Source organism: Cesiribacter andamanensis AMV16 (assembly GCF_000348925.1).
Classification (GTDB): domain Bacteria; phylum Bacteroidota; class Bacteroidia; order Cytophagales; family Cyclobacteriaceae; genus Cesiribacter; species Cesiribacter andamanensis.
Genome location: NZ_AODQ01000046.1, coordinates 1 through 24,051, shown reverse-complemented (window position 1 = coordinate 24,051; position 24,051 = coordinate 1). Strand labels below are relative to the sequence as shown.

Annotated in this window: 16 protein-coding genes; 8 read left to right on the top strand and 8 right to left on the bottom strand. The window is 49.3% G+C overall.

The genetic code is table 11. The features are described 5' to 3' along the window. Positions 1–64 precede the first annotated feature (64 nt). The 8 genes from ADICEAN_RS10125 to ADICEAN_RS10090 all read right to left on the bottom strand — a co-directional run bounded on the left by ADICEAN_RS10125 (position 65) and on the right by ADICEAN_RS10090 (position 17,459). Positions 65–3,658: a M1 family aminopeptidase gene (locus ADICEAN_RS10125; protein WP_009195492.1), complete on the bottom strand. Its 3,594-nt coding sequence runs from the start codon at positions 3,656–3,658 to the stop codon at positions 65–67. Further along, on the bottom strand, positions 3,655–4,584 hold the full coding sequence (locus ADICEAN_RS10120) for an ABC transporter ATP-binding protein (protein WP_009195491.1): 930 nt from the start codon (positions 4,582–4,584) through the stop codon (positions 3,655–3,657). The genes ADICEAN_RS10125 and ADICEAN_RS10120 overlap by 4 nt, the downstream gene beginning before the upstream one ends. Positions 4,585–5,740: 1,156 nt before the next feature. Then, positions 5,741–8,641 carry an HYR domain-containing protein gene (locus ADICEAN_RS21110; protein WP_009195490.1) on the bottom strand — a complete coding sequence of 967 codons (2,901 nt, stop codon included), beginning with the start codon at positions 8,639–8,641 and terminating at the stop codon, positions 5,741–5,743. Between the two features lie 177 nt (positions 8,642–8,818). Beyond that, the gene (locus tag ADICEAN_RS10110) at positions 8,819–12,985 is read right to left on the bottom strand and encodes a beta strand repeat-containing protein (RefSeq protein ID WP_009195489.1); all 4,167 of its coding nucleotides are present in this window, start codon (positions 12,983–12,985) and stop codon (positions 8,819–8,821) included. A gap of 718 nt (positions 12,986–13,703) precedes the next feature. Further along, positions 13,704–14,156, bottom strand: coding sequence for a GAF domain-containing protein (locus ADICEAN_RS10105; RefSeq protein ID WP_009195488.1), 453 nt, complete (start codon positions 14,154–14,156; stop codon positions 13,704–13,706). Next, positions 14,153–15,454: a HAMP domain-containing protein gene (locus ADICEAN_RS10100; protein WP_009195487.1), complete on the bottom strand. Its 1,302-nt coding sequence runs from the start codon at positions 15,452–15,454 to the stop codon at positions 14,153–14,155. The genes ADICEAN_RS10105 and ADICEAN_RS10100 overlap by 4 nt, the downstream gene beginning before the upstream one ends. A 522-nt stretch (positions 15,455–15,976) precedes the next feature. Then, positions 15,977–16,186: a hypothetical protein gene (locus tag ADICEAN_RS10095; protein WP_040396655.1), complete on the bottom strand. Its 210-nt coding sequence runs from the start codon at positions 16,184–16,186 to the stop codon at positions 15,977–15,979. A gap of 886 nt (positions 16,187–17,072) precedes the next feature. Beyond that, on the bottom strand, positions 17,073–17,459 hold the full coding sequence (locus tag ADICEAN_RS10090; RefSeq protein ID WP_009195484.1) for a hypothetical protein: 387 nt from the start codon (positions 17,457–17,459) through the stop codon (positions 17,073–17,075). 84 nt (positions 17,460–17,543) lie between these two features. Between ADICEAN_RS10090 and ADICEAN_RS10085 the strand changes: the two genes are divergently transcribed. The 8 genes from ADICEAN_RS10085 to ADICEAN_RS23235 all read left to right on the top strand — a co-directional run. Then, positions 17,544–19,022 (top strand): tyrosine-type recombinase/integrase, encoded by a 1,479-nt coding sequence (locus tag ADICEAN_RS10085; protein ID WP_009195483.1) that lies wholly within the window; start codon positions 17,544–17,546, stop codon positions 19,020–19,022. Positions 19,023–19,059: 37 nt separating this feature from the next. After that, positions 19,060–19,359 (top strand): hypothetical protein, encoded by a 300-nt coding sequence (locus ADICEAN_RS10080; RefSeq protein WP_161622685.1) that lies wholly within the window; start codon positions 19,060–19,062, stop codon positions 19,357–19,359. 90 nt (positions 19,360–19,449) lie between these two features. Next, positions 19,450–19,581, top strand: coding sequence for a hypothetical protein (locus ADICEAN_RS23555; RefSeq protein WP_262486180.1), 132 nt, complete (start codon positions 19,450–19,452; stop codon positions 19,579–19,581). A gap of 119 nt (positions 19,582–19,700) precedes the next feature. Further along, a complete protein-coding gene (locus ADICEAN_RS10075) occupies positions 19,701–20,099 on the top strand; it encodes a hypothetical protein (protein ID WP_009195481.1) in 399 nt (132 codons plus the stop codon). A gap of 173 nt (positions 20,100–20,272) precedes the next feature. After that, positions 20,273–20,884 (top strand): hypothetical protein, encoded by a 612-nt coding sequence (locus tag ADICEAN_RS10070; RefSeq protein WP_009195480.1) that lies wholly within the window; start codon positions 20,273–20,275, stop codon positions 20,882–20,884. Between the two features lie 726 nt (positions 20,885–21,610). Continuing rightward, complete coding sequence (locus ADICEAN_RS10065) at positions 21,611–22,165, top strand: hypothetical protein (RefSeq protein ID WP_009195479.1); 555 nt, start codon at positions 21,611–21,613, stop codon at positions 22,163–22,165. Positions 22,166–22,318: 153 nt separating this feature from the next. Further along, complete coding sequence (locus ADICEAN_RS10060; protein ID WP_009195478.1) at positions 22,319–23,638, top strand: tetratricopeptide repeat protein; 1,320 nt, start codon at positions 22,319–22,321, stop codon at positions 23,636–23,638. Positions 23,639–23,777: 139 nt separating this feature from the next. Further along, the coding region (locus tag ADICEAN_RS23235; protein WP_040396651.1) for a hypothetical protein at positions 23,778–24,051 on the top strand (274 nt) is incomplete at its 3' end.

Below are 24,051 nucleotides of genomic sequence, written 5' to 3'. Positions count from 1 at the left end.
TTCTGTACCGGCAGCAAAGCAGGCATGCCCTCCCCCTCACCCTGTGGCTCAGGGCCGTATCCCCTTAGTTGCCCAATACCACTGCATCGGTGTTATCGGTCAGCTTCCAGTCGATCATAAGGTGGCGGGGGTCTATGCCAGCGCTGGCAGGTTTTTCAGGGACCAGTACGGTAATGGACTGTTTGCCGGAAGTGATGCGGTGCTTCCGGAGGTAGAGGGGTTTAGCGCCCTCTTCAGCAGGGCCGTAAATTCCAATCTCTATCCAGTCATTCAGCAGAAGGGGCGTTTCCGTACCCATACTGTCCACTGCCATTTTGCTGGCCTGTACCTGTAGGGTTACCTCCCATGTGCCGGCTTGGGCAGGCCGGGCGCGTACCTGACTGGCGGCCAGGTCCCAGAAGGTGTTTGCCTCAAAGAGATCGTGCAGCAGGTACTGGAGCGAGTCTGGCGTAACCCGCTGCAACTCCTGGTAGAGGTCCAGGCTGGTGGGCAGGTCGCCTGTTTTTGCGGCATGCTTCCGGAGCAGGTGCCGCAGCGCCCCGTTTACCTGATCCCTGCCGATGTACTCGCTAAGGGCATAGAGGGCAAAGGGTCCTTTGCGATAAGTATGATAGGCAGAATGTGCGCGCAGCAGGGGTACATCGGCACGGCTTTGTGGTGTTTGATAGGCTGTGCGCATCACTGCCAGTAGCCGCTGCAGGTGCTCCTGACCAAAGGTTTCCTCTACCACGCCAAAGGCCGAATACCAGGACAGGCTCTCCGTCAGGAGTCCTGCACCCTCGACATGAGCATACAGCAGCTGATTTCCCCACCACTGGTGGGCTACTTCATGCGCCGCCACCGCAAAGGCAAAATCCAGATTACGTTCATCGGCTTCGGGACGGAGGTAGGAAAAGCCCTCCAGGTAGGAGACATTAATGGCCGAGGCGTGCAGGCCGCTGCCCGGACCAGGATGCTCCACAAAGCTGATGTGGTTGTAGGGATAGGGGCCAAATTGGCTGCTGTAGTAATCCAGGGAAGCCGCTATGCTGCTGGCCGTACGCTCCAGATGAGCGCTGTGCCCCGGGTGGTGGATAAGCTGTATGGCAACATCCTGCCACTGCGCTTTATGCACCGCATAGCGGGCAGAAAAGACCGCCCATTCATTTTGAATTGGTGCGTCGGTAGCATAGCGGTAGTAGGCACGCCCCTCTTTTTTCCATGCCTGCTGGAGGGTACCCGGTACAACAGCCAGCTGATCTTCATCAGTCCCAATAATGGCTTCGAAAGCGGTTTTATGGTCCCAGAACAGCTCCTGACGTGCACTTACATCCCACAGTAGGGGTATTTTCGGACGTGCAGCAAGTCCGTGCGCCTGCCGTGCTGCAGCCTCCTTTAGTTCAAGCGTGGTCTGGTAACCAAGGGCAGGCAGCCAGTGGTAGTTGCGAAAATAGGTGCCGTTTGCCACCACCGACGCGTTTGCGCCCTTATTGCTGAACCCCTGCCCGCTGAACTGCAGCCTGAAGCTGAGCTGCAGCGAATCTCCAGGCTGCAGAGGCTCTTGCAGCACATAGGTATAGTAGCCGAACTCCTTATCTGAAATTACCGGAACAGCCGTTCTGTCAAGGTGCAGGAAGTCTGTTATGACCCCTGCAGCGGTATGGATATGAATGGAATCCAGCGCAGCGCCATGCCTGTTCACCAGCAGGTAGGTTCCCTGAATTTCTGCTGCCTGTTGCCGGGGATAGAGCTCTACCTGCAGGCTGGTTTTGGCCAGGCGGGGCTGCGGAAGGCCCCTGTATTTGCTGTAGCGCTGCTCGTAACGGGCCTGCCAGGCGGCCGCTTCGGAGGCGCTGGTGTAGTCAGTCAGCACATGGGTATTGTAGAAAATAAAGCCGCCGGTAACAAGCAGAAGCCCGGCCCCCACCCCTGCTACCAGGGCTGTTGTGGCGCTGAAACGCTTTCTGGCCAGCCGGAGCCGTGCTCCCGTGCCAGTCTCTCTGCCGCGCACCCAAAGCAGCGTTGCCGCTACGCCCAGGAGCAGCGCCCAGGCCAGCCAGTAGCCCTTAAACCAGAGCCAGGGACCCAGGTGGGGCTCAAAGCCGCGCATGTCGCTATAGGACCAGCCCGTATCGGCTCCGAAAATGAGGAGCTTGTGCTCAACCCCCAGGCTGGGGGCCTGGGTGATGAACCCATAGACCAGGAGCATTGCCAGGTGGCCCACCCATTTCTGATGCACCAGCACATGTACCACCAGGGCAAGCAGGGCAAAGAGCAGCGCATCGACCAGCTGCAGCCCAAAGAGGGTTTTCAGGTAGAGCCCAAGCTCCGGCCTTGCGCCCCCCATGCTCAGCTCTGCCAGCAGTCCGGCGGCCATCAACAGCGCCGTCCATACCACCAGAAGCAGGCTTAGCCCCACAAACTTGCTCAGAAAAAGCACCCATTCCGGAACGGGAGTTACGCCTGCCATATCCCCCAGGCCCGCTTCCCGCTCCCGCCAGACCAGCTCGCCGGCCCAGAAAATGGTCAGCAGCATGATAACAAGCCAGGAGGTGCCGGCTTGCGTAAGGGCTGCGGTGATAAAGCTGAGTAAATACCCTGTATTCGGCAGCATGGGCACGCCCAGGTGCTTCATGTTATTGGGCAGGACCAGACAGCTTATCCCCGCAATAATTGCCAGCAGCAGCAGGCCGCTGCGGCTCCTGGCCAGCTGCAGAAATGATTTCCAGCTGAGATAGCCCACCTGGTATACCTGTGCCTGAAGGCCAAACAGGCCCTGTACCTTTGGCAAGGCTGCGCGTGTTTCCCATCGTAGGGCTTCCAGAGGGGGTACAGGCGGTGCCACCTGCACTTTGTTACGCTCCTGTTTGCCTGGAGAAGGATGCGTAAAGGTGAAGCGGAAATAGGTGAACAGCAGCAGGCCAAGGGAAATGCCCAGCCACAAAAAGCGGTTTACCAGCAGCATCCCCTCCAGGCCCAGCTGGCGGGAATTCTTGTCGATGGGCGTCCACACTTCCAGCATGTCCATGACGGGCGTAAAGCCGATCGGGTCGATCAGGGTGGCCAGCTCCGGCATATTCATCCCTTCATATACAAACTGGGCCACCAGATAGGCGGTACTAAAAAGAAGTACGCCGCCTCCGTAACTGGCCAGCGCGCTGCGGCTAAGGGTAGCCAGGGAAAACTGGATAGCCGTAGCAAAAAACGCATTAGGCAGTACAAGGTATACATAAGGACCCAGGTAGGAAGCGGCCTCAAAGGGAACAAGAAGTTCTGCTTCTATCCCAGCGAGGTAGATAGTCAGCAGCAGGCCTGCAGGAATGGCCATCAGCAGCAGTGCATTGAGGCTAAAGGCGGCCAGGAAGCGCCCGCCCAGGTAAGCAGCCTTGCTGGCCGGGGCGGTATAGGTAAGGGAATACATGCGGCTCTGCACATCCCGGGCAGCAGCATGGCCGGCAACTGCCCCGCCAATCAGCAGCCAAAACACGCAGCAAAGCACCGTACAAGTCGCCAGCACAATGGGACCATTCAGCAGAAAATAGCCCTCCCGCGCATCGTGAATGAAATTGCCCATCAAGAACAGGAACGCAAGCACGGCTACAACCAGCATGTAAAGCCAGGTAGAGACCTGGCGTAGCTGATAGCCAAACTCAAGCCGAAATATTCGCTGAAGGATCATACTGTAGCCTCCTCTTTTTTTGTTTCCTGAAGAGGGGCTGTGTAGTGCCCGGTCATGGTGCTGAAGTATACATCTTCCAGATCGGGGGCTACCGGCTCAAATCCCTGACCGGGGTCTTCGGGGCTGTAGACATGCACCAGGGTGCGGCCGCTCAGGAGCTTGGCAGAAATAAGCTTGTGTTCGGCCTGCAATGCTGCCAGATTCTGTTTATCAATCAGTTTGCGCCAGATCCTGCCTTTCAGGGAGGCAACCGCCTGCAGCGGCTGAGCCTCCAGCAGGATGTTTCCCTTGTTGATGATGGCCATATTGGTGCAGAGCTCCGCCACATCGGCTACAATGTGGGTGGAGAGGATCACCACGCTGTTCTCCCCCAGTTCGCTGAGCAGGTTCAGAAAACGTACCCGTTCGGCCGGATCCAGCCCTGCCGTGGGTTCATCTACAATCAACAGCCGGGGATTACCCAGCAGGGCCACCGCTACCCCAAAGCGCTGCCGCATCCCTCCTGAATAGCCCCCAAGCTGCTGCTTGCGTTTATCCCAGAGGTTAGTTTGCCGCAGCAGCGATTCCACCACTTCTCGCCGCGCTGCCCGGCTGGTGATCCCCTTCAGGACCGCAAAGTAATCGAGCAGTTTTTCTGCGCTTATCTTGGGGTACACCCCAAACTCCTGCGGCAGGTAGCCCAGCGTCTGGCGCACCTCATCTTTCTGGTTGAGCACATCCAGGGTGCCCAGGGTAATGCTGCCCTCATCAGGCTCCTGCAGGGTAGCCAGGGTACGCATCAGGGTAGATTTTCCTGCACCGTTTGGCCCCAGCAGGCCATACATGCCTACCGGAATGGTGAGGTTTACAGCGCTGAGGGCTTTTACGCCATGGGCGGAACGTCCGGCCGGGTAGGTTTTGCTGATGTTTCGGATGTGCAGTTCCATAGGATCAGGGGGTTATAGCAAATTGGTAGAGAATAGGGAGTAGGTAAAGAAGATCTCGACACGGGCGTACTACAGCTGATGCCTAGGCTGTGGATGGTGGTGCACCTGCCTGGTGGCTCTCCCTGATACCAGGCACCAGCTGAGACTCTGTCAAATAGGTATCTTCATTGCGGGTATCTTTCTGGTAGGCTGTCACTGCTGAGAGAATTTCTTCTGGCAAGTCTATTTGGTGAATTCTCATTAGTAGTGCACTACATCACTAATACACTATAAACATAGAGTTTATCGGTGAGATAAAAAATAGTAAGTGAGACTTTAAGAAAAATTTTTTGAGTATCCCTGGAAAGGGGGACATTAACCAACCATTAGAGTAGGAGAATATCAGACCCCTGCGGCAAGCGGGTTTGGGCTTTGGAAGGCATTCAAAAAGGGATTCTGCTGCGGCAGGTAGCTGCTCCTAGCTCGTACACCTTCTACAAACATGCCTGGTTCACTAGTGTTGATCTAGCTGGTCAATTTCGCCACCCGTTCTAGCTCCCGACCACAAAAGCCCATTGTACGGCAAGAACCTACCTGATCCTGTAGGATCATCTACTATTGGAAAAAATACGAAGCTCCCTCATGCTTTTGGAAATAGCTGTTTGCAGGGTGAAGTGAACAGCACTAGGCCAGATAGCCGTAAACACCCTCATATTGTAAAAAAGGTATGCACCATAGACATGCTGGTAAAGATTAGGTCGCGTATAGGTTCTATGGAGCCAAGTAAACAGCCTACCCCATTCCGGTAAACTTTGAGTGAGAGGGGTGGCCTGCAGTAGCCGTAGTATATGTCCAGATCAACCCTATCTGATGAAATACATCCGGAGTCCCTGGCGGATGGCAAGCGAGTAAATGCCCCAGTGGTACATGGGCTGCAGCTGAACCCTTCTGGGGAAATCATTTTTGCATACCCCTGTTTTACCCGCGAATGTTTGGCTACCCCACTGCTGCAGCCATGTGTTCCCTTGCTGAGCCTGTTGCGCTCAGACGATACACCTTCCTTTCAACAACTTCCATCCTCTCAACTCGACTGGAAGAATTCTTTAGACGCAAAAAACAAAGCTCTCGATGGCGATACACCATCAGGAGCTTCATATAATTTGCGTAAGCTGGTATACTATTTTAGCTTAATAAGCTTAACCTGCTCATACCGTTTGCCTTGTACCAGCCACAGCAGGTAGGTGCCCAGCGGATATTTCTCACCTATCTCCACAGCTGAGTCATCAGTGATGGTTTTGGTCTCTACCAATCTGCCGGTGAGGTCATACACATAGAGCGCAATGGGCTGTTGATATGAATCACTCCGCACGCTCACCCTGAAGCTGCGCAGGCTGGGGTTAGGAAACGCCATTACCTCAAATAGAGGCTGCTCACCCTCCAGGGAAGTATCTGCTTGCCGATTTGCAGTAACTGTCCTGGTGGAACTGCCGATAATATCAATGACACTGTTGCCGCCTACTGCTGTAAAGGGGTCTGCCGCATCGCTAGCGCCACGTTCATTGTCATAGATAACCTCTCCCGTATTCTTGTTGAAGATTTTCATGCGAATCTTATCTACACCGCCACCCCCAGGGGCATCGCCATCGATCACCGTCATGATGAAAGCATAACCGCTTCTATCACCTACCACATTACCCGAGCCCTTAAACTGTGCCCTGGCTCCGGAAACGGCTAAATATTCAAAATTCAGAGCATTGAATTCAAATTCTCCCGCCTTAAACTCAAACTGCGTCTCCCCTTTTGGTATGGTAGCTTTCTTATAATAGGCCGATGTAAATCCGTAACTCACCTTACCCGTGGCCCGCGGGTTTGCGGAAAGGGCTCCCTGTGGTGAATAGAACCAGCCGCCCCCTACTGTGTACCCGCCACTGGGGTCATAGATTACCACAATGGCCTCCAGGTCTCCATTGGTGGTTGCATAGGTGGTCACCTTATGCTGGTCCGTCACATTCATGCGTACCTTGTATACACCCGGAGAGGTAAATTTATAGCTTCCGGCCACGCTACCATTCTTCATACCAGAAGGCTCTGTCAGGGTTGCTTTGGTGGTTGTTCCGTCCAATTGCCATTGGGCGGTATGGCGGTTACCGGGGATATCCCAAAAGCTTCCTTTCAGGGCAACTGTTGAGCCTACTTTGTAGGAACTGCCGCTCACAGGTGAGGTAATGTTATGAGCCACCACTACATGTACTGTTTCCTGCGACTGCTTGCCTGCCTCATCTGTAGCGGTAATGGTAATGGTATAGATACGCCCATCGCCGGAACCAGCACGTTCAGCGCGCAGCCTTATGCGATGCTCATCAATAATCTCCCAGTCCACATCGGTATCACCATCGCCTGTGCCATTGGTGGGTTCATTGCTGGTGACAGAGAGCTCCGTAACTACAACTGCAGTGCAGTTGTCTGCCACACTGTAATTAATGGTGACATCTCGCATTTTGTGGTTGGGCGGGGCCAGCACGGCCGGGCTAGCCGAGATACCCGAGATAACAGGGGCTTCGTTGTCTACCACAGTTACCGTAAATTGGCAGGTAGCGCTGGGCGATATCCCATTAGAGGCCGTTGCCGTTACAGTTGTCACCCCTACAGGAAATAGGTAGGGAGAGCTTATCTCGGTAGTACCAATTGTATAGACAACAGTAGGATCCGGGCTTCCGCTTGCCACAGCGGCAAAGCTCACCGATGCATAGCATTTACCAGCCTCTGCATCTACCCTACTACTTGTAGGGCAGGTGGTAATTTGCGGAGGTGAGCCGAAGGTATATACTTCACCAGTGGTAAAACCACTACTGATGGCGTTGCTGGCTGCATCAACGATGCCAGTGCCGCTAGCCTTCAGGTCCAGCCGCAGCGTGCTGCCCCCTGTGGCTGAGATGCTGGATACCGTCACATCAATGGCTGCACCTGAGGAGGCTGAGACACTGCTGATGGTGGCCCCGCTGATTGTACCCGTGGAGGTGAGTTGGAAATCAGCGACATCAACACCTGACACTGTCTCTGAGAAAATAACCCGCCACTGTACGCTGGTTGTGGTAGTCATGGCCGAACTTGGATCCTGCCGATTGATGCTGACTACAGTTGGAGCGGTTTTGTCAAAAGTAACGCTGCTGCTGTTGGTAGTAGAAGTGACTTCCGCACCGGCATTTCCGGCAACATCCCGAACGTTGATTGAAAAACCAATAACGCCCTCCGCATCAGAGGAGGTCATGGTGTAGGTGGCAGTATAGGAAATACCGCTACCGGGTGTGACTGTTGCTGCCTGACCGGCAATGGTTGCCAAAGGTGTGCCGCCCAGGACTTCCGAGGCTGTAAAGCTAAGGGTAATCACATCGCCTACTTTGACCAGGGCAGGGTTTGCATTGGTTGAGACAATAGTAACAGGAGAAAGTGTGGGTGCTGTCTGATCAATGGTGTAGGTTTGACCACCTGTAAAGCCTCCGGATGTATTCCCCGCCGCATCTTCGATGCCCGTACCGCTGCTATTCAGGTCCAGCCGCACTGTACCATCTCCACTGATGGTAGTTACCGTCACATCATAGGTTGTGCCTTCAGTGCCAAAGGCGGCCAGGGAGGCTATGCTAGCAGTTGTTGCTCCTGTGGTTGTTAAAGCAAAGTCACTGACATCCACCCCGCTCACCTGCTCTGAGAATAGTATCCGAAAAACTACTTCGGTAGCGTTGGTAAGCTCCTCTGCAGGTTCATGCCGGTTGATGCTGAGAACCGTCGGAGGGCCATCCAGCTCCGTCAGCGTAGGGTCATTGGCTATCTCCGTGGCAGGATCATCGGTAAGCTTGCTGGTAAAATTTGCCCCACTGACCGTACCCTGGCTGGAAATCTGCTCCAGCCCGGCAGGCAGCGGGCTATTTACAGTTACCTCATATTGAATGACGAGGCGTTTGCCCTTGGGGATTGTGCCAATGTTCAGGGGCGAGAGCTGTGCCAGGATGGGTAAGCTGCTGCAGCATAAAAGCAGCAGCAAAAACAGCTTCTGTATGAGTACTTTATATCCCTTTTTCATATTCTGAATGATGAAAATGTCTTGTTCAAAAAAATAGTAGTAAGGTTGCGCATTCGCGGCACCGCCAACAAAGCCACTGCCAATACCAACCGCAAGCGAGTGCCAGATGCACCATCGCCAGTCTGGGGAAAGAATTGCCCTCATCCCGGGCCATTATTCCCCCATGGGTAAAGATTTTCAGGGCGAGCTTGTGCAATTGGTGAAGCCACTGGTAGCAGAAATCAATAAGGTCCCTCCTCCGGAAGGATTCGCAGCATTGACAAACGCTTCTACGCCGGGCGAAGAGGTTGCTGCCATACCTTTGATTCCAAATGCATTGACAGTGGAGGAGGTGCCCTGCTTTCTTAGTCCAATGCCCAGGAAACCCCCACTTCCTGCGCTTGTATTCCCACTAATGTCCAGGCATACATCATTATCTCCGTTTGTAGAGCCTGCATTTACCTGTATACCCGGCCGTGCCCCTCCAAGTGGAGCTGCCACAGTGTTATTTTTGATTGACACGTTCAGCAGACCGGCAGCGTCCCGTGCTACGGCAAGAATTCCGTTCCCGTCGGTCTGACTTACCGTGTTGTTGTTGATGGTTACTGTATAATTGGTTGTCTGGGTATGTACTCCAGGAGCGCTGTTGCTTATGCCTACCCCTATCCCCTGAGAGCCAAAGGAGTTGCCTGGCGACACAACATTATTGTTGACTTCCGCCGTCACAGTAACTTGCCCAAAGGCCGAGACTGAGATGGCGGTTCCAACTGTTTTTCCTATTGGTAGTAGAGCCGTACCGTTATTATTCACACGGAAGTTGGCCTGGCCAGCATGGTTATGTACAGCAACGATACCCTCCGCATTAAACGGCTCGGCTGCGGTTGCTGTGAGGGTATTTCCGGATATCGAGATAACGTTGGTGCTATGGCCGGCTGTACCGAAGGTAACTGCGGGTCCGGTTCCGGTATGTCCACCCTGAGCCTGGATACCTGCTGAGAGCCACCCATTTTGAACCGTGTTGTTGTCCAGGCTGGCTCTGGTCACACTGGCTGAAGTTGCAGTTGACCCTCTGGCAATAAGCCGGATAGCAGAACCAAAAGACCTTGTAGCACCGGTTTTTGCTGTGATTACGTTATTGGAAATATTGGCATAGTTCAGCAGGCCGGCCCAATTGAAGATGTCAACGCCATGGTAGTGCGGGTTAGAGAAGGAATTGCCCGTAATCGTTACAGTTCCAGAGACGTTGTTCTCATTGAAGAGGACGCTCTTGTTAAAGGCTATGTTCGACTGGTCTGCAGCACCACTTGTGCCTGAATTGTTGATGGTGCCATTTGTGAAGGAAAAGTCAATCACCGCTGTCCCATAGATGCCACTGCCTCCGGTATTCTGAAGGTTTACCTGATCCAGGGAGACGCTTCGTGTGTTCATGAGGGAAATTCCGTCCCCTGATGTATTTTGTATGGTACCCCCTGAGTTGTTCTTCGTACTTCCAGCATCTCCGGTTATGGTTAATCCCCCGCTGCTGCCCGTATTGTCTAGAACAATACCATTCGCTGCCCCATTAGCAGAGATGCTTTGGAAGTTCAGCCCACCCTGACCTGCAACTGCCGGTGCTCCAATGGCTGTATTGACTACATTCAACGCAGTACCCGTACCGCTGGTGATGCTATTTCCTGTGCCTGCTACTGTTACCGTACCACCGCCGGTTGCCGTGAAGCCAATGCCGCTGGTAGTGGTAAGTGAGAGGTTATTACCGCTGAAGTTTACGGTTGTACCCGCACTGTTGCCGGTGATGGTGACGGCGTTGCCGGTTTGGGTGCTAAGCGATTTGGTCCCTGTTCCATTGATGGCTATTGTCTTTGTGTCGGTATTATTGGTGATGGAGATGCCCTGCCCGGCACTTGATTTTGAAAATGTTCCGCTGTAGGTGACGCCTGCAGCGCTGGCATTGATGGTCATTACCCGGCTGGCAGGATTGGTGATAGACGTGCCACTTGCAAAAGTGAAGGTGCCTCCCGAGCCGTTGAGGATGTCTATGCCAGCATTGCCACCATTCAAGGTAGTTGTTCCATTGAAGCTGTACGTACCGTCTGCATTATCGAACTGTAGTCCTGTGCCATTGGTAGCCGAAAGGGTTCCGCTGAAGGTGAGCGTGCCGGTATGGCCGCCGCTTATGCTTACCATCGCAGCATTGTTTGCCTGTGAAATGCCCCCGCCAAAGGTGACACTTACACTGCCGCCTATTATAGCAAAGGGGGCAGCGGTACTGCCCGAAAGCGTGCCGCTGCTGATGGCAAGTGTGCCCCCAACTCCATTTAATACAATGCCGTTGGTGGTAGTCCCGCTAGAGGTAATGCTGGAAAATGAGGCTGCAAGCGTGCCCGTGGAGAGACTTAAGGCCCCACCGGAAGAGGTGGTATTGATGCTCACTTCTGCAAGGGTGAGTGTACCGAAACTATTGCCTGAAATACCAACTCCGCTGGTACTGCCGATAATGAGGCCGCGTATGGTATTGCCGGTACCTACCACAATACCGGTACCGGTGCCGGCGATCAGGGGACTAGTGCCATTCGTTGATGGTAAGGAAGCACTATTCGCCGGTGGCGTTAGACCGGTAAGGTCCGAAAGGGACAGGCTCGCCCCCTGGCCAAACAGCTTCTGGTTTGCCAGCAGGATCAGGCCAGGGGTATAGTCCGTACCGGTACCGTAGAGAAAGATATTATCACCTGCCGCCGGATTGTTGGCGCTGCCATTGTTTACCGCCTGAAAGGCTGAAAGGCTGTTAAAAGGAGAGCTGAGCCTGCCATCTCCTGCTGTAGCGCCACTGTTATTGACAAACCAGATCATACCGCTCACCGTCAGCGTCACTGTTGCCGTTGCCAGGCTGGAGAAGCCATTATCAAGTGTATAGGTAAACTGGTCGCTCCCTTCATATCCCGCCGGAGGATTGTAGGTGAAGCTACCATCAGCGCTTAAGGTAAGATTACCACCCTGTGTGGTGGTAATGGCTGTACCTACATTAGCCGCGCTACCGTTCACTGCCACAACTGTTTTAGCGTCCCCCCCATCATTGGCTAAGACGCCAGCAACAGCGGCAGGGCTAATGGAGACGTTTCCCAATACACTGAAGGACTCTGGAAAAGCCGCTACTCCACTTCCTACCGCTACAGTGACAATGCCTGTATCAGTAGGCTCAATAGCCGTTGCAGCCGTATAAGCAAACCGATCGAAGCCCACAAAGCCCATGGGAGGGGTATAGGTGAACGTTCCGTCTGAGGCCATTACCACCGTACCGCCATTGTCTGAGCTGCCACTATTGGAACCATTAGCGATGATAGCGGCAGCATCCTCACCAGGTCCGAAGGAGACAACCTGCAAACTTGCACTTGGCAAGCCAACGTCATTCGCCAGCACAGTAGTGCCGGAGAGGGGGGTATCCATAGCGGTGGCATAGCTATCATCATTACGCGCCAGCGCCGACGTTTTAACGGAAACAGCGTCCAGCGTAGTATTAGCAGGCGTAGGATTGGTATAGGCCACCCCCTCAGCGTTACCCGTGCCCGTATTGGTGATGGTGGCCCTGTAGGTAATCTTATCCCCTGGACCAGCCTTGGTTTTGCTATCGGCTAGCTCATCCTCCAGCGTAGCGCTAACAGCAGGACTTCCATCTCCAGCCGTTAACGTTACATTATCCAAGCCTATTCCCTGTGCATCGGTACCGGAGCTGGTAAACAGCCAGCGCAGGTAAAAGTCTCCGTTGTCGGGGATACTCAGTCCGCTGATGGTCACTGTTTTGTATACTGTCCGGGGGGAGGAGAAGGTGTACGCGCTGCCAGCTGGGCTGAACACCGCACTGGAAATAGTACCTTCTGGCCTTTCTGTCCAGGCAGTGCCATCCAGAGAAGAGGCCAGGGACAGGGTAAAGGCAGACGTATTTACCCGATAGCGCTCCAGCTGGAAGGTGAGGGTGACGGAGGAAATGGGCGCTCCTGTATTGTTACGGAAGTGTGCCAGAACAGCGTTTGGGCTTGGGTAACTACCATCCGTCATAAAGCCGATGGCACGATCCAGCCCGGCAGAGGTGCCCCAGTTGTAGCGACCGGCGGCCGAGGGACTCCCATTACTTGCCTGCTGCGAAACTGTTGTTACGTTGGTCCCCGCACTCCAGCTTGCTATGTTCCCTAAGCCGGCTCCAGACATTTTCCAGCCCGCTGGCAGGCTTGCTGAGCTGCTTCCGGCTAAACCATCAAAATTTTCTGTGACCAGGGCCTCATTACTTATGTTTATCTGGGCCTGCACAGAAATGGACAGGAAGAAGAAAAAAGCAAGAGTCCATGAAAACCGGCAACGTAATTTGCTTTTCATAGAAGTATAAGAAAAAATGATTAATCGAATCGGCTAGAGACATAGGAGTGCATAGCCTCCAGAGGGGACAGAGGTGCACAATGTAAAGAAGGGAGTAGGCAAAAACTACATAGTCCGTGTTAGCGAGGCTACCACTAAAAATTACCCCAACTTTCTGCACCGACAAAAGGTGCATCAACCCTGGGTACGCTTGCTCTGAATACTAAGCTCTAGATTCCTCCCTGTCAAGGGCGCTGTTCAGATACAAATGACCTCAAAAAATGAAGAAAGGAGAACAGACCTGCAAATAGGCAAAAGTGCTTTCCCTGAAGCTACCATCCTGTCTGTTCACAGGCCGGATTGGTAAAGTGGCTGCTTCTGCTTCAGGGTATGACAAGGTAAAATAATTCTTGCTTAAATCCCAAACACTTCTTGTAATTTTTTAAGATTATTTTGAAGCTAATACTGCCTAGCCAATGCCATCCTGGTGGCATTTCCAAAACAGCTATCTGCGCTAAAAAGCTGCCGTTCCTGCTTGTAAATGCCAGTGAAAGAGATAGATCCAGGTAAAACCATTCAGAAGCAGCCGATTTTATTCATTCTTCAGTCATAAGCAGGTAGCTAGTGCAATCGACTCTTTTTTGAAATTGAAGAAGATTCTATGCTCTTGGTTTGTTCTAATTGCGGAGCGCTTATGGGCTTGCTCCCACTCCTCATCCTGAGAAAGAACTCTTAAAAGTTAATTCATCTCCTGGTATTTTTCCTGTGTGGATGTGAGTTCTTCCAGCTGCTGGCGCATTTCTTCTTCGTTTTGCCGTAGTTCTTCGGTTAGGGCATTGGCTCTTGCAAGGAGCATACTGGTTTGCTCCTGTAAACGCACTCGTGCGATGGCATTGGCCAAACCCTTACACACCTGCTCAATGAGGCCCCTCTCCTTTTCTGAATAGCCCCTGAAGGAAGCAATTTCAAGGATGGCTTCTACCTTATCTTCCAATACAGCCGGCACAATGAAAACAGCGGTGGGTTTATGTTGCCCTAGCCCGGATCTTATTTTAGAATAGTTTTCCGGAATGTCCGTCATATAACAGGACTCCTTCTCCTGCCAGACAGCTCCAATCAAGCCTTCTCCAAAGGCTATGCGCTGGTTTAGGTACCTTTTCTTATCATCGGCATAACAGCTCTGGATCTTCATAAAGGAATTGCCATTCTGATCAACTTCCGGTAGCAAAAGGGCAGCCTGGCTGCTGTATAGGCAACCAGATTACGCAAAAAGTCATCTGCGAGCGCATGCACATCATTGGCATGCTTTACCACTATACCATCAAAAAGAGAAACACCTTCCGTTATCCAGATTCTCTCTTTTTCCTGTAGGGCAGTTGTTTGGAGTAGGAGGTTCTTTTGAGAGATCTCTTCTATTTTTAGATTGATCTCCCTGAACATCTGCCCAATGCTTACGATCAGTGTTCCCAATTCATCTTCCCGCTGCATGCCCTCCAGGGTGCGCAGGGTTGTGGAATCCCCAACCGAAGCCTGGGCGACCACCTGGCTAAGCTGAATAATTGGATTGGATATTTTTCTGGCCAGCAGGAAATTAAAAGCAAGGCCGCAGGCAAGCATCAAGCCAATCGAAAAGAGCAATAGCAGCGTTGAATTTTCTGCAAGGGTTTGATTTCGATCGTGTATGAGCTGCTGTAGGTGCGCAAGCAAAGGCTCCGTGCTTTCAGCAGTCTTGTTTAGTGCTCCAATGAAACCTTCATTTTTAGTAAGGCCAATCTTTGTTTCAAGTGCGGCAATCCGATCAAAATGTGTCCTGTAATTTCGGATGGCTGCTGTGGTTTTTTCTTTATAAGCAGCCGTCATATGCGGTAGCCGGGAGTCTTCAACGAAAGCGATAAAGTCCTTTGCCCGTTTATGCAGTGCCTGAACGTAGGCGGGATCATGGCGGATAAAAAAATCCTTTTCGTGCCGGCGCAGCATTAAGGCAAACCACTGTTCTTGCGTTGATTCGCAGTTCTGCAACTGGTGTACTACTTCACGCATGTCCCCTTCCATGCCATGATCTCTAAATCCACGGATTTTGTAAGCGTTCACTAATCCCCAAAATTGCCGGTCATAAAGCAGAACAGCCGCTTCTAAGGCGTCAATCCTGGTATAGAGCGCATCTTCTTTTGGTAATCCCTCAGAATGTTTTATCTGCCGGATGAGCTGTTGACTAGTGTGTATAGCGCGGGCAAACTCCTGCAGGCTTTCGCAGGTCCCGTTTTCAAGAAAAGCTACCTCTTTTCTGCCATACAGGATAAAGTCTTTTTCCTGTTTTCGTGCTTCGGCAAAATGTGATGCCATCTCATCAATTTTACGTTTCAGCGCCTCATGGTCAAGGATGGTATCGACTATGGTATAGGATAAAATCCCCGTAAGGGTTGCCAGCAGAATAAAGGTTAGAAAAGCAAGTTGGATTTTGGTTTTGATACTTGCCAGGAGTTTTTTCATATAAACCGATATAAACCGAACCTAAGGGCACAAAATAAGCGCTCGGTCGGGGCTGGCACAAAAAAATCATGTGATCATTAGGTTACGAATTACAGGGCTCAAGGAGTACCCCCGCTATGCTAGTGCCTGGGCGTATCTGGTTATCTGGTGCCATCCTTTCGCCTTAAGAATCTTGGCTTTCCAAAAGGAAGAGATTCCCCATGCCTCTGTAAAGCGATCAGGCAACCTAGCGCCCGCAGCACTGGGACCGCTACCCGTATTCTTCAGCTGTTACGTATGAGTTATCTATTCATCAACGCACTGCGTAACTTCAGCTGAAGTGCTCTCCAGGCACAACCAATTCCGCTGGCTCCTAGCCTGTGGCTTCGGGTTATCGCTAGGGGGTAGCCAGATCAACGCTTATTCGGTCCTGGAAGACTACAGCTAGATATGGCAGGCACGTCTTCAGGCCGTTTGCTCGCCTGTAAAGTTCCTGCAGGGAGCCTGGCCGGTGCCTGACTTTTCCAAGTTCCCAGAGCACGCCTATTGTGCGGCTTGCTCATTATTGAGCAATTGCTTAATAGGCGCAATCGTATAGGCCAGGGCATCTACATTTTTATCCAGATACACATCCGGAGCAATGCCATGCGGGTCAATGGGGTTTTTATCCAGATCCATTGCCCTGAGCGAGGAGGGAAACACCAGCTCAAAACAGCCGATGATCTTCGCTAATCCCTTGAACCCATCCACCACGACGGCGGTGTTTTGCCTCCTCTTTATCGCTTTGCTTTGCCCGAAAAAACTACCCTGTCATAGATCTGGGCAGTGCAGATGCTGCCATGGCAAGCATTTTGCTGACCAATTTGATAGGCTCCCCCCTGGAAAGCATTACCATAGTGGCAAAGGTATTGCGGGTCAGGTGAAAGGTTAGGTCTTCATTGATGCCACACAAGTCAACAATCTATCTTAGAGAGGAATTCAGCATCTGATTTGGTGTAAAAAGCTCACTTTAGAGATATTTTTCTCACCAGTTCTTCCCCAAAACAGTTCAAACTAAAACAAATGCAACTAATTGATATTCATTTATATGCAATGTGGTATGTGAGTCTGTTTCAAGATAAAAAAGACTCACCGGATTACTCACCTACGCATTGTAAATGTATGCCTGAAATGGAAGGCCTGAAAACAAAAAACCTTCCAAACATATTATTTAGAAGGTTTTGGGGGCTTTTGAGAACCCCTCAGTCGGGGTGGCAGGATTCGAACCCAATCCATTAAATCGCTAATTATCAGCTTCTTACGAAAACAATCTCAACAAGGGACCACGAATAGGGCATACCGCTAGTGCAATCTTTAGCTCCTTGTTTTCAAGACTAAGTTGGAGGGAAAATTAATCTTAGCCAAGAGAATCGGATTAAAATTTACCTCGAACCCGGAAGTAGCCTAAGTTAAACTCAGTACTGGCAAGTGAATCAAATATGCTGTATGGGAAAGAACTGGCCATTTTCTTTCTGTTAAGATACAATGAAAATGGAAGTCAGGGAAGAAAGCAGCACGCGCTTGAAGTGAAATTCCACTTTAGGGTACTGGCCGGAGATTGCCGGACTACTTTGTCCAAGCCTAAAGGCAGTTAAGCCAGCTAATTTTTGCTCCTGTTAGCGGGATGCATATAGGCCTGCCAGGTGACCAGTACGTATTTTTCCTTTCCCTGCTCCTGCAGGGAAAGGTAGCCAAACTCATAACAGAAAAAATATACCTGCCCTTTGCCGTTTTTCCAGTAGTGGGTAAAGAAGCGGGGATTGAAACCTTCGGACAGCAGCACTTCCTGCCGTAGGGTGGTCATGCCCACCTGGTTATACTTGCGCAGGATGCGGCGGTTTTTCTTTAGCTGTCGGTCTACTTCAAAATAAAAAGCCTCCTCCTCCAGCCGCTGTTCGTACTGCTGAGTGGACTTACAGGCAGGCGAGCAGTAGATTTTATCGCGTCTTCCTGTTACTTCTTTCTGACATACAGGACAGATTTTCATCACTAACGTTTTTTATGTGTATAGTATACGAAACATAACCATATAAGACTCTTTTTGTCCGATAGCAGCTCCGTATTTTTGATTATGAGTTCTCAAAAGTCCCCTCCTCTGCAGCTTACGCTTCATCACCTTCAACTGGGAGGCCAGCCTAAGATTGGGCTGGAGTTCAGGCCGCACCCTATTATACAGTCACTTATCAAGCAGCATTTTTCGGATGCCCGCTGGTATAAGGAACAGGCCCTGGTAACGCTGCCCAATACCAGGGAGCAGGTGAAACAGCTATTTGCTGTTTTTAAAGGTGTGGCGTATATCAATGGCACACAGTTTTTTAACCGGCCTGTTCCTTCTACACTCTCTTTGGAAACTGCTGCCACCCCCTCTCCTGCTGTCACCGGGTGTAAGCCCTCAGATTTGCCCCCTGTTACCATCTATCCAGATAAGGCCGCTCTGGTACTCATAAAGCACCGCTATGATAGTGTCCTCTACCGAAAACTGTCTACGCTGCCCTATCTGCACTACAGTAGAGAAAAAGGAGGATGGTTAGTCGATACAGCTAGGACTGCCCTTAAGCAGGTTTTGATGGAGATAAAGCAGTTTACGCACGTGCGCCTGGATGCCCGCCTGGAGCTATGCCGGGTAGCGGACATACAGGAAGCCTGGCGGGGAAATGAGCGGGATGAGGGACATGTACGTTGTCCGCAGAAGTATCTGGAGATTCTTTTTGCCCGTAATTATAGCCGCAATACCATAAAAAGCTATCATAGCCTGCTGGTGCGCTTTATGAAGGAGCTAGGCCTTAAGGATGAACAGGCACTGGCAACAATTACAGCCGATCAGATCAACCGCTACCATAGCCACTGGATTGCAAGCGGGCAGGCGAAGGCCGCTTCAGTGAACCAATCGGTGAATGCGTTACGGTTCTATTATAAGCATGTAGTCAAAACACCCCTGGTACTGGAGGAGACCATCCGATCACAGAAAGCCTTTCAGCTGCCCAAGGTAATGAGCCGGGAAGAGGTCGTTGCCCTAATCCGTGCAGCTGGGAATGCCAAGCACCGGGCCATGCTAGGGCTTATCTACTCTGCCGGCCTGAGGTGTGGTGAATTGATCAATCTGCAGGCAGGCGATGTGCAACTGGAGCGTCAGCAAATCCGAATAAGGGCAGGAAAAGGCGGCAAAGATCGCATTACACTTTTGTCCAGTCGTGCCGTAGCTCTTTTAAAAGTATATCTGGAGCAATACCAGCCGAAGCATTACCTATTTGAGGGACAGTATGGCGGTCCCTATACAGGCTCAAGTCTGAGGAAAGTGCTCGGGCAGGCCTTAAAACGAGCCGGCAATTCCATACCCTATACCCTGCATTGCCTCAGGCACAGTTTTGCAACACATCTCTTAGAGGATGGCACAGACTTGCGTTACATCCAAACGCTATTGGGGCACAATAGCAGCAAAACCACAGAAATCTACACACACGTTAGCCAAACGGCGATAAACAACATACAAAGTCCGCTAGATCGCTTGGATTTCTCTCAGCCTATGCGTAAGTTGGAACTTAAACCATAGCGAAAAAAAACGCACCTGGTGCGTTTTTTCAGTAGTTGTGCTCAATACAATGCGTAGAAACATATCCATCGTCATTTTTGCTTTGCTCATTTTGACGAGCTGCCAGTATTCTCCCTATGCAGATGAATACACCACTGAAGAACCACTAATGTCGGCAGTGATAGGAAGTTATGTGCTGGATAAGCAGACAATTAGTCCTGACCTTAAAACAATTAAAGATAGTATGACTGGAGAGGAAGTTATTCCAAGAATAGAATTTTTTGAAGATAGCACTTATAAAGTTGAGTATTTGCCAAACAAGCTTAATACAGTCAATAAAGAATTCATAACTAAATAGGGTACTTGGCATATATCAATCGGGGGTTCCATTGGTAACCATAATGGAAATATTAAGAAGCATTGGGGCATGCAACTAGATGATATGCCTATGGAGATGGAATTTGCTGGACTAATGGATGAACAGCCTCCTCATAGAATAATATTCGTAATTGGAGACCCTGATGCTGGAAGGGTGATGATATTCAAAAAAGAAAATATACTGAGCACAACAACAGAATAATGCAAGCGCCCCCAGCGGGTATAGTAAGGGGGTGCCAAGCATTACCTTTTACTCTTACTCTACTGGAGCAGGGGCGCCTGCTTTATTCAATGGACGTTAGCACACATCTAAGAAAACCAATGAAAACAATACTTTTTTTCCTGACTTTAATTCTGGGAATTAACCAGTCGAACGCACAAACTAACTCAGAAAAAATACTGGTTGGAAAATGGATTTTAGTTGAGGAAGCCGATTCTTTTCCAAGTGATATAGAGCCACTCGAGGAAACTGACTCTGACTCGGACTTTGACTCTGACTCAAAAACGGATTTAAAAAACTATCTGACATTTAAGAATGATGGATCAATTTTAGTCAATCAAATGGGAAATGATTATAAAGCGACTTACCGTCTTAAAGATTCAACTCTGACTTTTGGAAATCGAATTTATTCAATAATTAAGCTGGAGAAAGAGGAACTGGTTTACAAAGAAAAGGATGATTTTTTCGACACACATTATTATTACAGGAAACTGGAATAAAGACGTGTGCTAACAATATATAAAAACAATGCTTAATTCAGTCTCAATTCGAAAGTCTATCCTCGCTAGCTTAGCTGATTGTCCTGCGGACAATCAAGCTCGCCAGCTCGCACTGTTTTTATACGGGACGTTGGGGGCAAGGCAAAATATCGTACCATTAAGCATACGTCATAGTGCAAGCAATTTTACTAGTAATTGGAGTATCTGTTAGTGCGGTTGCAACCTTTGTTGTTTACCGGCTTCTGACCGTCAGGAGGCAGAATGCAAAGCTTAACCAGCAAAGGTTTGACAGGATTAAGCCTCTGTACGACCAACTCGAGAATGATGGTGAACTTTCCCATCAGCAGATTTATGAATATGCAAAATCTGCTCAAACTAGAGAGATGACTTATCTTCTTTTGAGTGAGCACAATAAAGCTGATGCTTTTCCTGCTGAATTCAATACAATAGTGAAGGCAGCTGAAAGCAACCTAGTGAGCTGGTTGGAATTTCCAACAGAACTAAATGCTTGCCCAGATGAGATAGAACACCTAAAACGTGTGACCATTGACTTTGACGGGCAACAGAATTATGTTCACTACGAGGTGTTTAAGTATAAAACTTATGAACCACATTGGGCTGCAAAGGGCGGCTGGATACTTGGTGTAGTTGGACCTTATTTCGACGACAGTAAACCCTATGATCATCCCAGTGCCACTTTCAGCAGGGTGAGTAGTAGATTAGAAACTACAACACCAGATGAAGAAGCAAAATGGGTGCATGAAAACATCTCAATGAGAAAATAATAAACCCTGCCCCCAACAACAGAATAAAGCAAATGCCCCCAGCGCATTCGGCCATTGACAATGCAGGAAGCAACCCTTGCATCCGTTCAGCAAAAGGCAGTGAAGGGCATCTGCTTTATTCAATGGACGTTGTGCCCAAGCAAAATAGCAGCTTCGGCAAAGTAGGGGTGGTAAGGGGGTAAATGCTGCTTGCCGAAACATGACCCATAATGGGGTAGCTGGACGGGAAAGCAGGATGCTCAACTAAACTGTGGAATACAATAGTATGAAGGGGGGTGGCTGGCGGTAGGATCTGGCCGCAAGCGTGTGGATGCTCACCTTCACTGACCCCAGCTTAGAGCTGGGCCAGCTGGAGCACGGATTTGGCCGCCTGCTTCGAGCCGCAAAATAGAATAAGCTGGACGCAGGATGACCTTTAAAATATTAACCACTAAGCGCAGCGTGACGGTAAATAATATGACCCCTAAGCGTAGGTTGACGGTGAATACTATGGACCATTCCCCGCAGGGTTGACGCTAAATTATTATTAATATAACAGAAGATGCGCTGGTAGAGAGCTAAAAGCTGAAGCTGGCGTAGACAGAAATAAGTAAGCCTGGGCACAACAACAGAATAAGGCAAGCGCCCCCAGCGGGTATTGTAAAGGGGGTGCAAACCATTTACCTTTAACCCTTACCCAACCTCCGCAGGGGCGCCTGCCTTATTCAACGGACGTTGTACACTATTATGAAAAAAATCACCCTCCTGCTGATATTCTTATGTAATGCTGCATTAGCACAAGAAATTTTCATTGGTGACATAAATCCACATACAAATAAATCAGATTTAAAGATTTCCCAAAGGATTGCAGGAGAGCAAGTTCGAATAGTTGAAGACAAGTATGAGTTGTTAGTTAACAAGAAACTTTTGATTCAAGCCATTTCTGCGGATTTAGACAGCATAGATGCAGACTACCAAAAAATTTTTAAAACGGCAATAAGATATCTTCAGAAGAACAAGGACATTGTTTTTCATAGGATTTGGACCGATTCAGAATTTATAGATAATACATCTTTTTTTGATATCGAGAGTTTAGGCGAAAGAAATCTAACTATCAAACTTATTAAGGAATTAATTTGCCCTCTATTAGAAAGAGGACAATTCGAGCTAATTGAAAATGGTGTAACAAATAAAGTGTACTATTTTCACTGGGTAAAATCTGATTATGGAGGGAGTGGAAAAGGTGCATTTACAGATAAGAACATGCTTTTCTGGATATGTCCACCTTTTGTTATTGATTAATAAAATAAACAGTGTACAACAACAGAATAAAGCAAATGCCCCCAGCGCTTTCAGCCATTGACAGTGCAGGAAGCAATCCTTGCGTACTTTCATCAAAGGGCAGTGCAGGGCATCTGCTTTATTCAATGGACGTTGGGGTTAATTCATAAAAGCATGAAGCTATTTGGATTCTTTAAAAGCAAGCAAGAAACGCCTTTTCAGATCACTGAAGCTGATAGAGAATGGGTTGAAGATAATTTCAAATGGCTGGTGCAGCTTTATGGATACCCAAATAGGCAAAGCGGTCAAATTGAGTTAAATGAGACCTCATTTCCTCAAACCTTTAAAGCACCTATAGTAGAAGTTCGGAATATCATTGATGATTTATGCTCACTACTGCATCTGAATTCAGGTAAAATCATATTCGAACTTCACGAAGATATCCGTGACACCTCAGGAGTTCCTTATGAAATCGAAGGAATGCCTTTTGAGTCAGAAACGGTTTTGGGTGAAGATTCATACAAGATATTTATCGCTAAGAGCCTTTTACAGCACCCCCAGAGGCTTATATTTAGCCTTATCTATGAATGTATTAAGATAAGGTTAAGTGAGGATAAACTTCAATATGATACAGGAGAGGATACAAGCTTGTTTATATATCTGACAGGTGTGTATTTCGGCTTCGGTCTTATCTTATCACAGAATTTAGTAGACAGAGGGTCAGCAAGTAATGGTGTTTGGGAAACTAAATGGAATTATGTTTCCGATATGCCTAACGAAGTTATGGCATTTGCATTAGCCTTCGATTCTAAACTCGTTGCAGAAGATAACCCTAGCTGGAAGAATCACTTACCTAAAGATTTAAAGTCTCTGTTTGAAAGCGCTATTCGCTATTTAGAGAAGAACCCAAGTCAGCTATTCTCCAAAGCAGAATTAGATTCTAATGATTTATTTCAACAAGCGGAGCAGGAGTTTTTAGATAATGATTTTGATGCTGCCATTACTACATCTCAAAAGATACTCTTTCTGACAAATGATGAGCTGCTAAAAGCAGAAGTGTATAATAATATTGGCTACTATCAAGTTCGCAAGGGTGACCTTGAGCAAAGCATAAGGAGCTTTAAAAAGGCGCTGGAGATTGATTCTAACTTTGGGTATGCCTATGATAACCTAGCATATGCGCTTATAAGAATAGGAAGTGCTGAAGAGGGGTGGCAATACCTCGAGCAGGCACGTGCGACCAAGAATAATGATAAGGCTTATTCATATAGAAATCATGCTCTATACTATCAGGCTGTTGGAAATTACGAAATGGCCGAAAAGAATTATGAGCTAGCCTTGCAATGTGCAGCAGGCCCGGTTGATCTTTTAGAATTCCATTATGGAGAATACTTACTGGCTAAGGGAGAATCAGACAAAGGATCAAAATATATAAATATAGCCATTGATAAAGGCGAGCCTGAAGCTGTTAATAGAATAAAAAATAAAAACTAACCCCAACAACAGAATAAAGCAAATGCCCCAACAGCTTTCAGCCATTGAAAATGCAGGAAGCAACTTTTGCGTACCTTCAGCAAAGGCCAGTGAAGGGCATCTGCTTTATTCAACGGACGTTGGTGGCAAGTAAACTACAATGGAAACGACAACATTATACAGACCGGTCAGCAAAAAGGAGTTGGATAAAATAGCGGCCAGTGATTGGAAGCGGTTTCCACCTCGATTAATGGAGCAGCCGATATTTTATCCGGTGATGAACATAGAATATGCTCGACAAATTACTGTAGAGTGGAATGTGCCGGCATATGGGAATGGCTATGTGACCAAATTTGAGGTAAACTCAGACTATCTCAAAAAATTCAAAGTAGAGAATGTAGGTGGACCTATACATGATGAATTATGGGTGCCAG

Excerpts from the sequence above, each read along its gene's own strand:
- ADICEAN_RS10075 (WP_009195481.1), top strand. The coding sequence starts at position 19,701 with ATGAAAACAATACTTTTTTTCCTGACTTTAATTCTGGGAATTAACCAG.
- ADICEAN_RS10120 (WP_009195491.1), bottom strand. The coding sequence starts at position 4,584 with ATGGAACTGCACATCCGAAACATCAGCAAAACCTACCCGGCCGGACGT.
- ADICEAN_RS21110 (WP_009195490.1), bottom strand. The coding sequence starts at position 8,641 with ATGAAAAAGGGATATAAAGTACTCATACAGAAGCTGTTTTTGCTGCTG.
- ADICEAN_RS10085 (WP_009195483.1), top strand. The coding sequence starts at position 17,544 with ATGAGTTCTCAAAAGTCCCCTCCTCTGCAGCTTACGCTTCATCACCTT.
- ADICEAN_RS10110 (WP_009195489.1), bottom strand. The coding sequence starts at position 12,985 with ATGAAAAGCAAATTACGTTGCCGGTTTTCATGGACTCTTGCTTTTTTC.
- ADICEAN_RS23555 (WP_262486180.1), top strand. The coding sequence starts at position 19,450 with ATGGAGATGGAATTTGCTGGACTAATGGATGAACAGCCTCCTCATAGA.
- ADICEAN_RS10060 (WP_009195478.1), top strand. The coding sequence starts at position 22,319 with ATGAAGCTATTTGGATTCTTTAAAAGCAAGCAAGAAACGCCTTTTCAG.
- ADICEAN_RS10100 (WP_009195487.1), bottom strand. The coding sequence starts at position 15,454 with ATGAAAAAACTCCTGGCAAGTATCAAAACCAAAATCCAACTTGCTTTT.
- ADICEAN_RS10090 (WP_009195484.1), bottom strand. The coding sequence starts at position 17,459 with ATGAAAATCTGTCCTGTATGTCAGAAAGAAGTAACAGGAAGACGCGAT.
- ADICEAN_RS10105 (WP_009195488.1), bottom strand. The coding sequence starts at position 14,156 with ATGAAGATCCAGAGCTGTTATGCCGATGATAAGAAAAGGTACCTAAAC.
- ADICEAN_RS10125 (WP_009195492.1), bottom strand. The coding sequence starts at position 3,658 with ATGATCCTTCAGCGAATATTTCGGCTTGAGTTTGGCTATCAGCTACGC.
- ADICEAN_RS10065 (WP_009195479.1), top strand. The coding sequence starts at position 21,611 with ATGAAAAAAATCACCCTCCTGCTGATATTCTTATGTAATGCTGCATTA.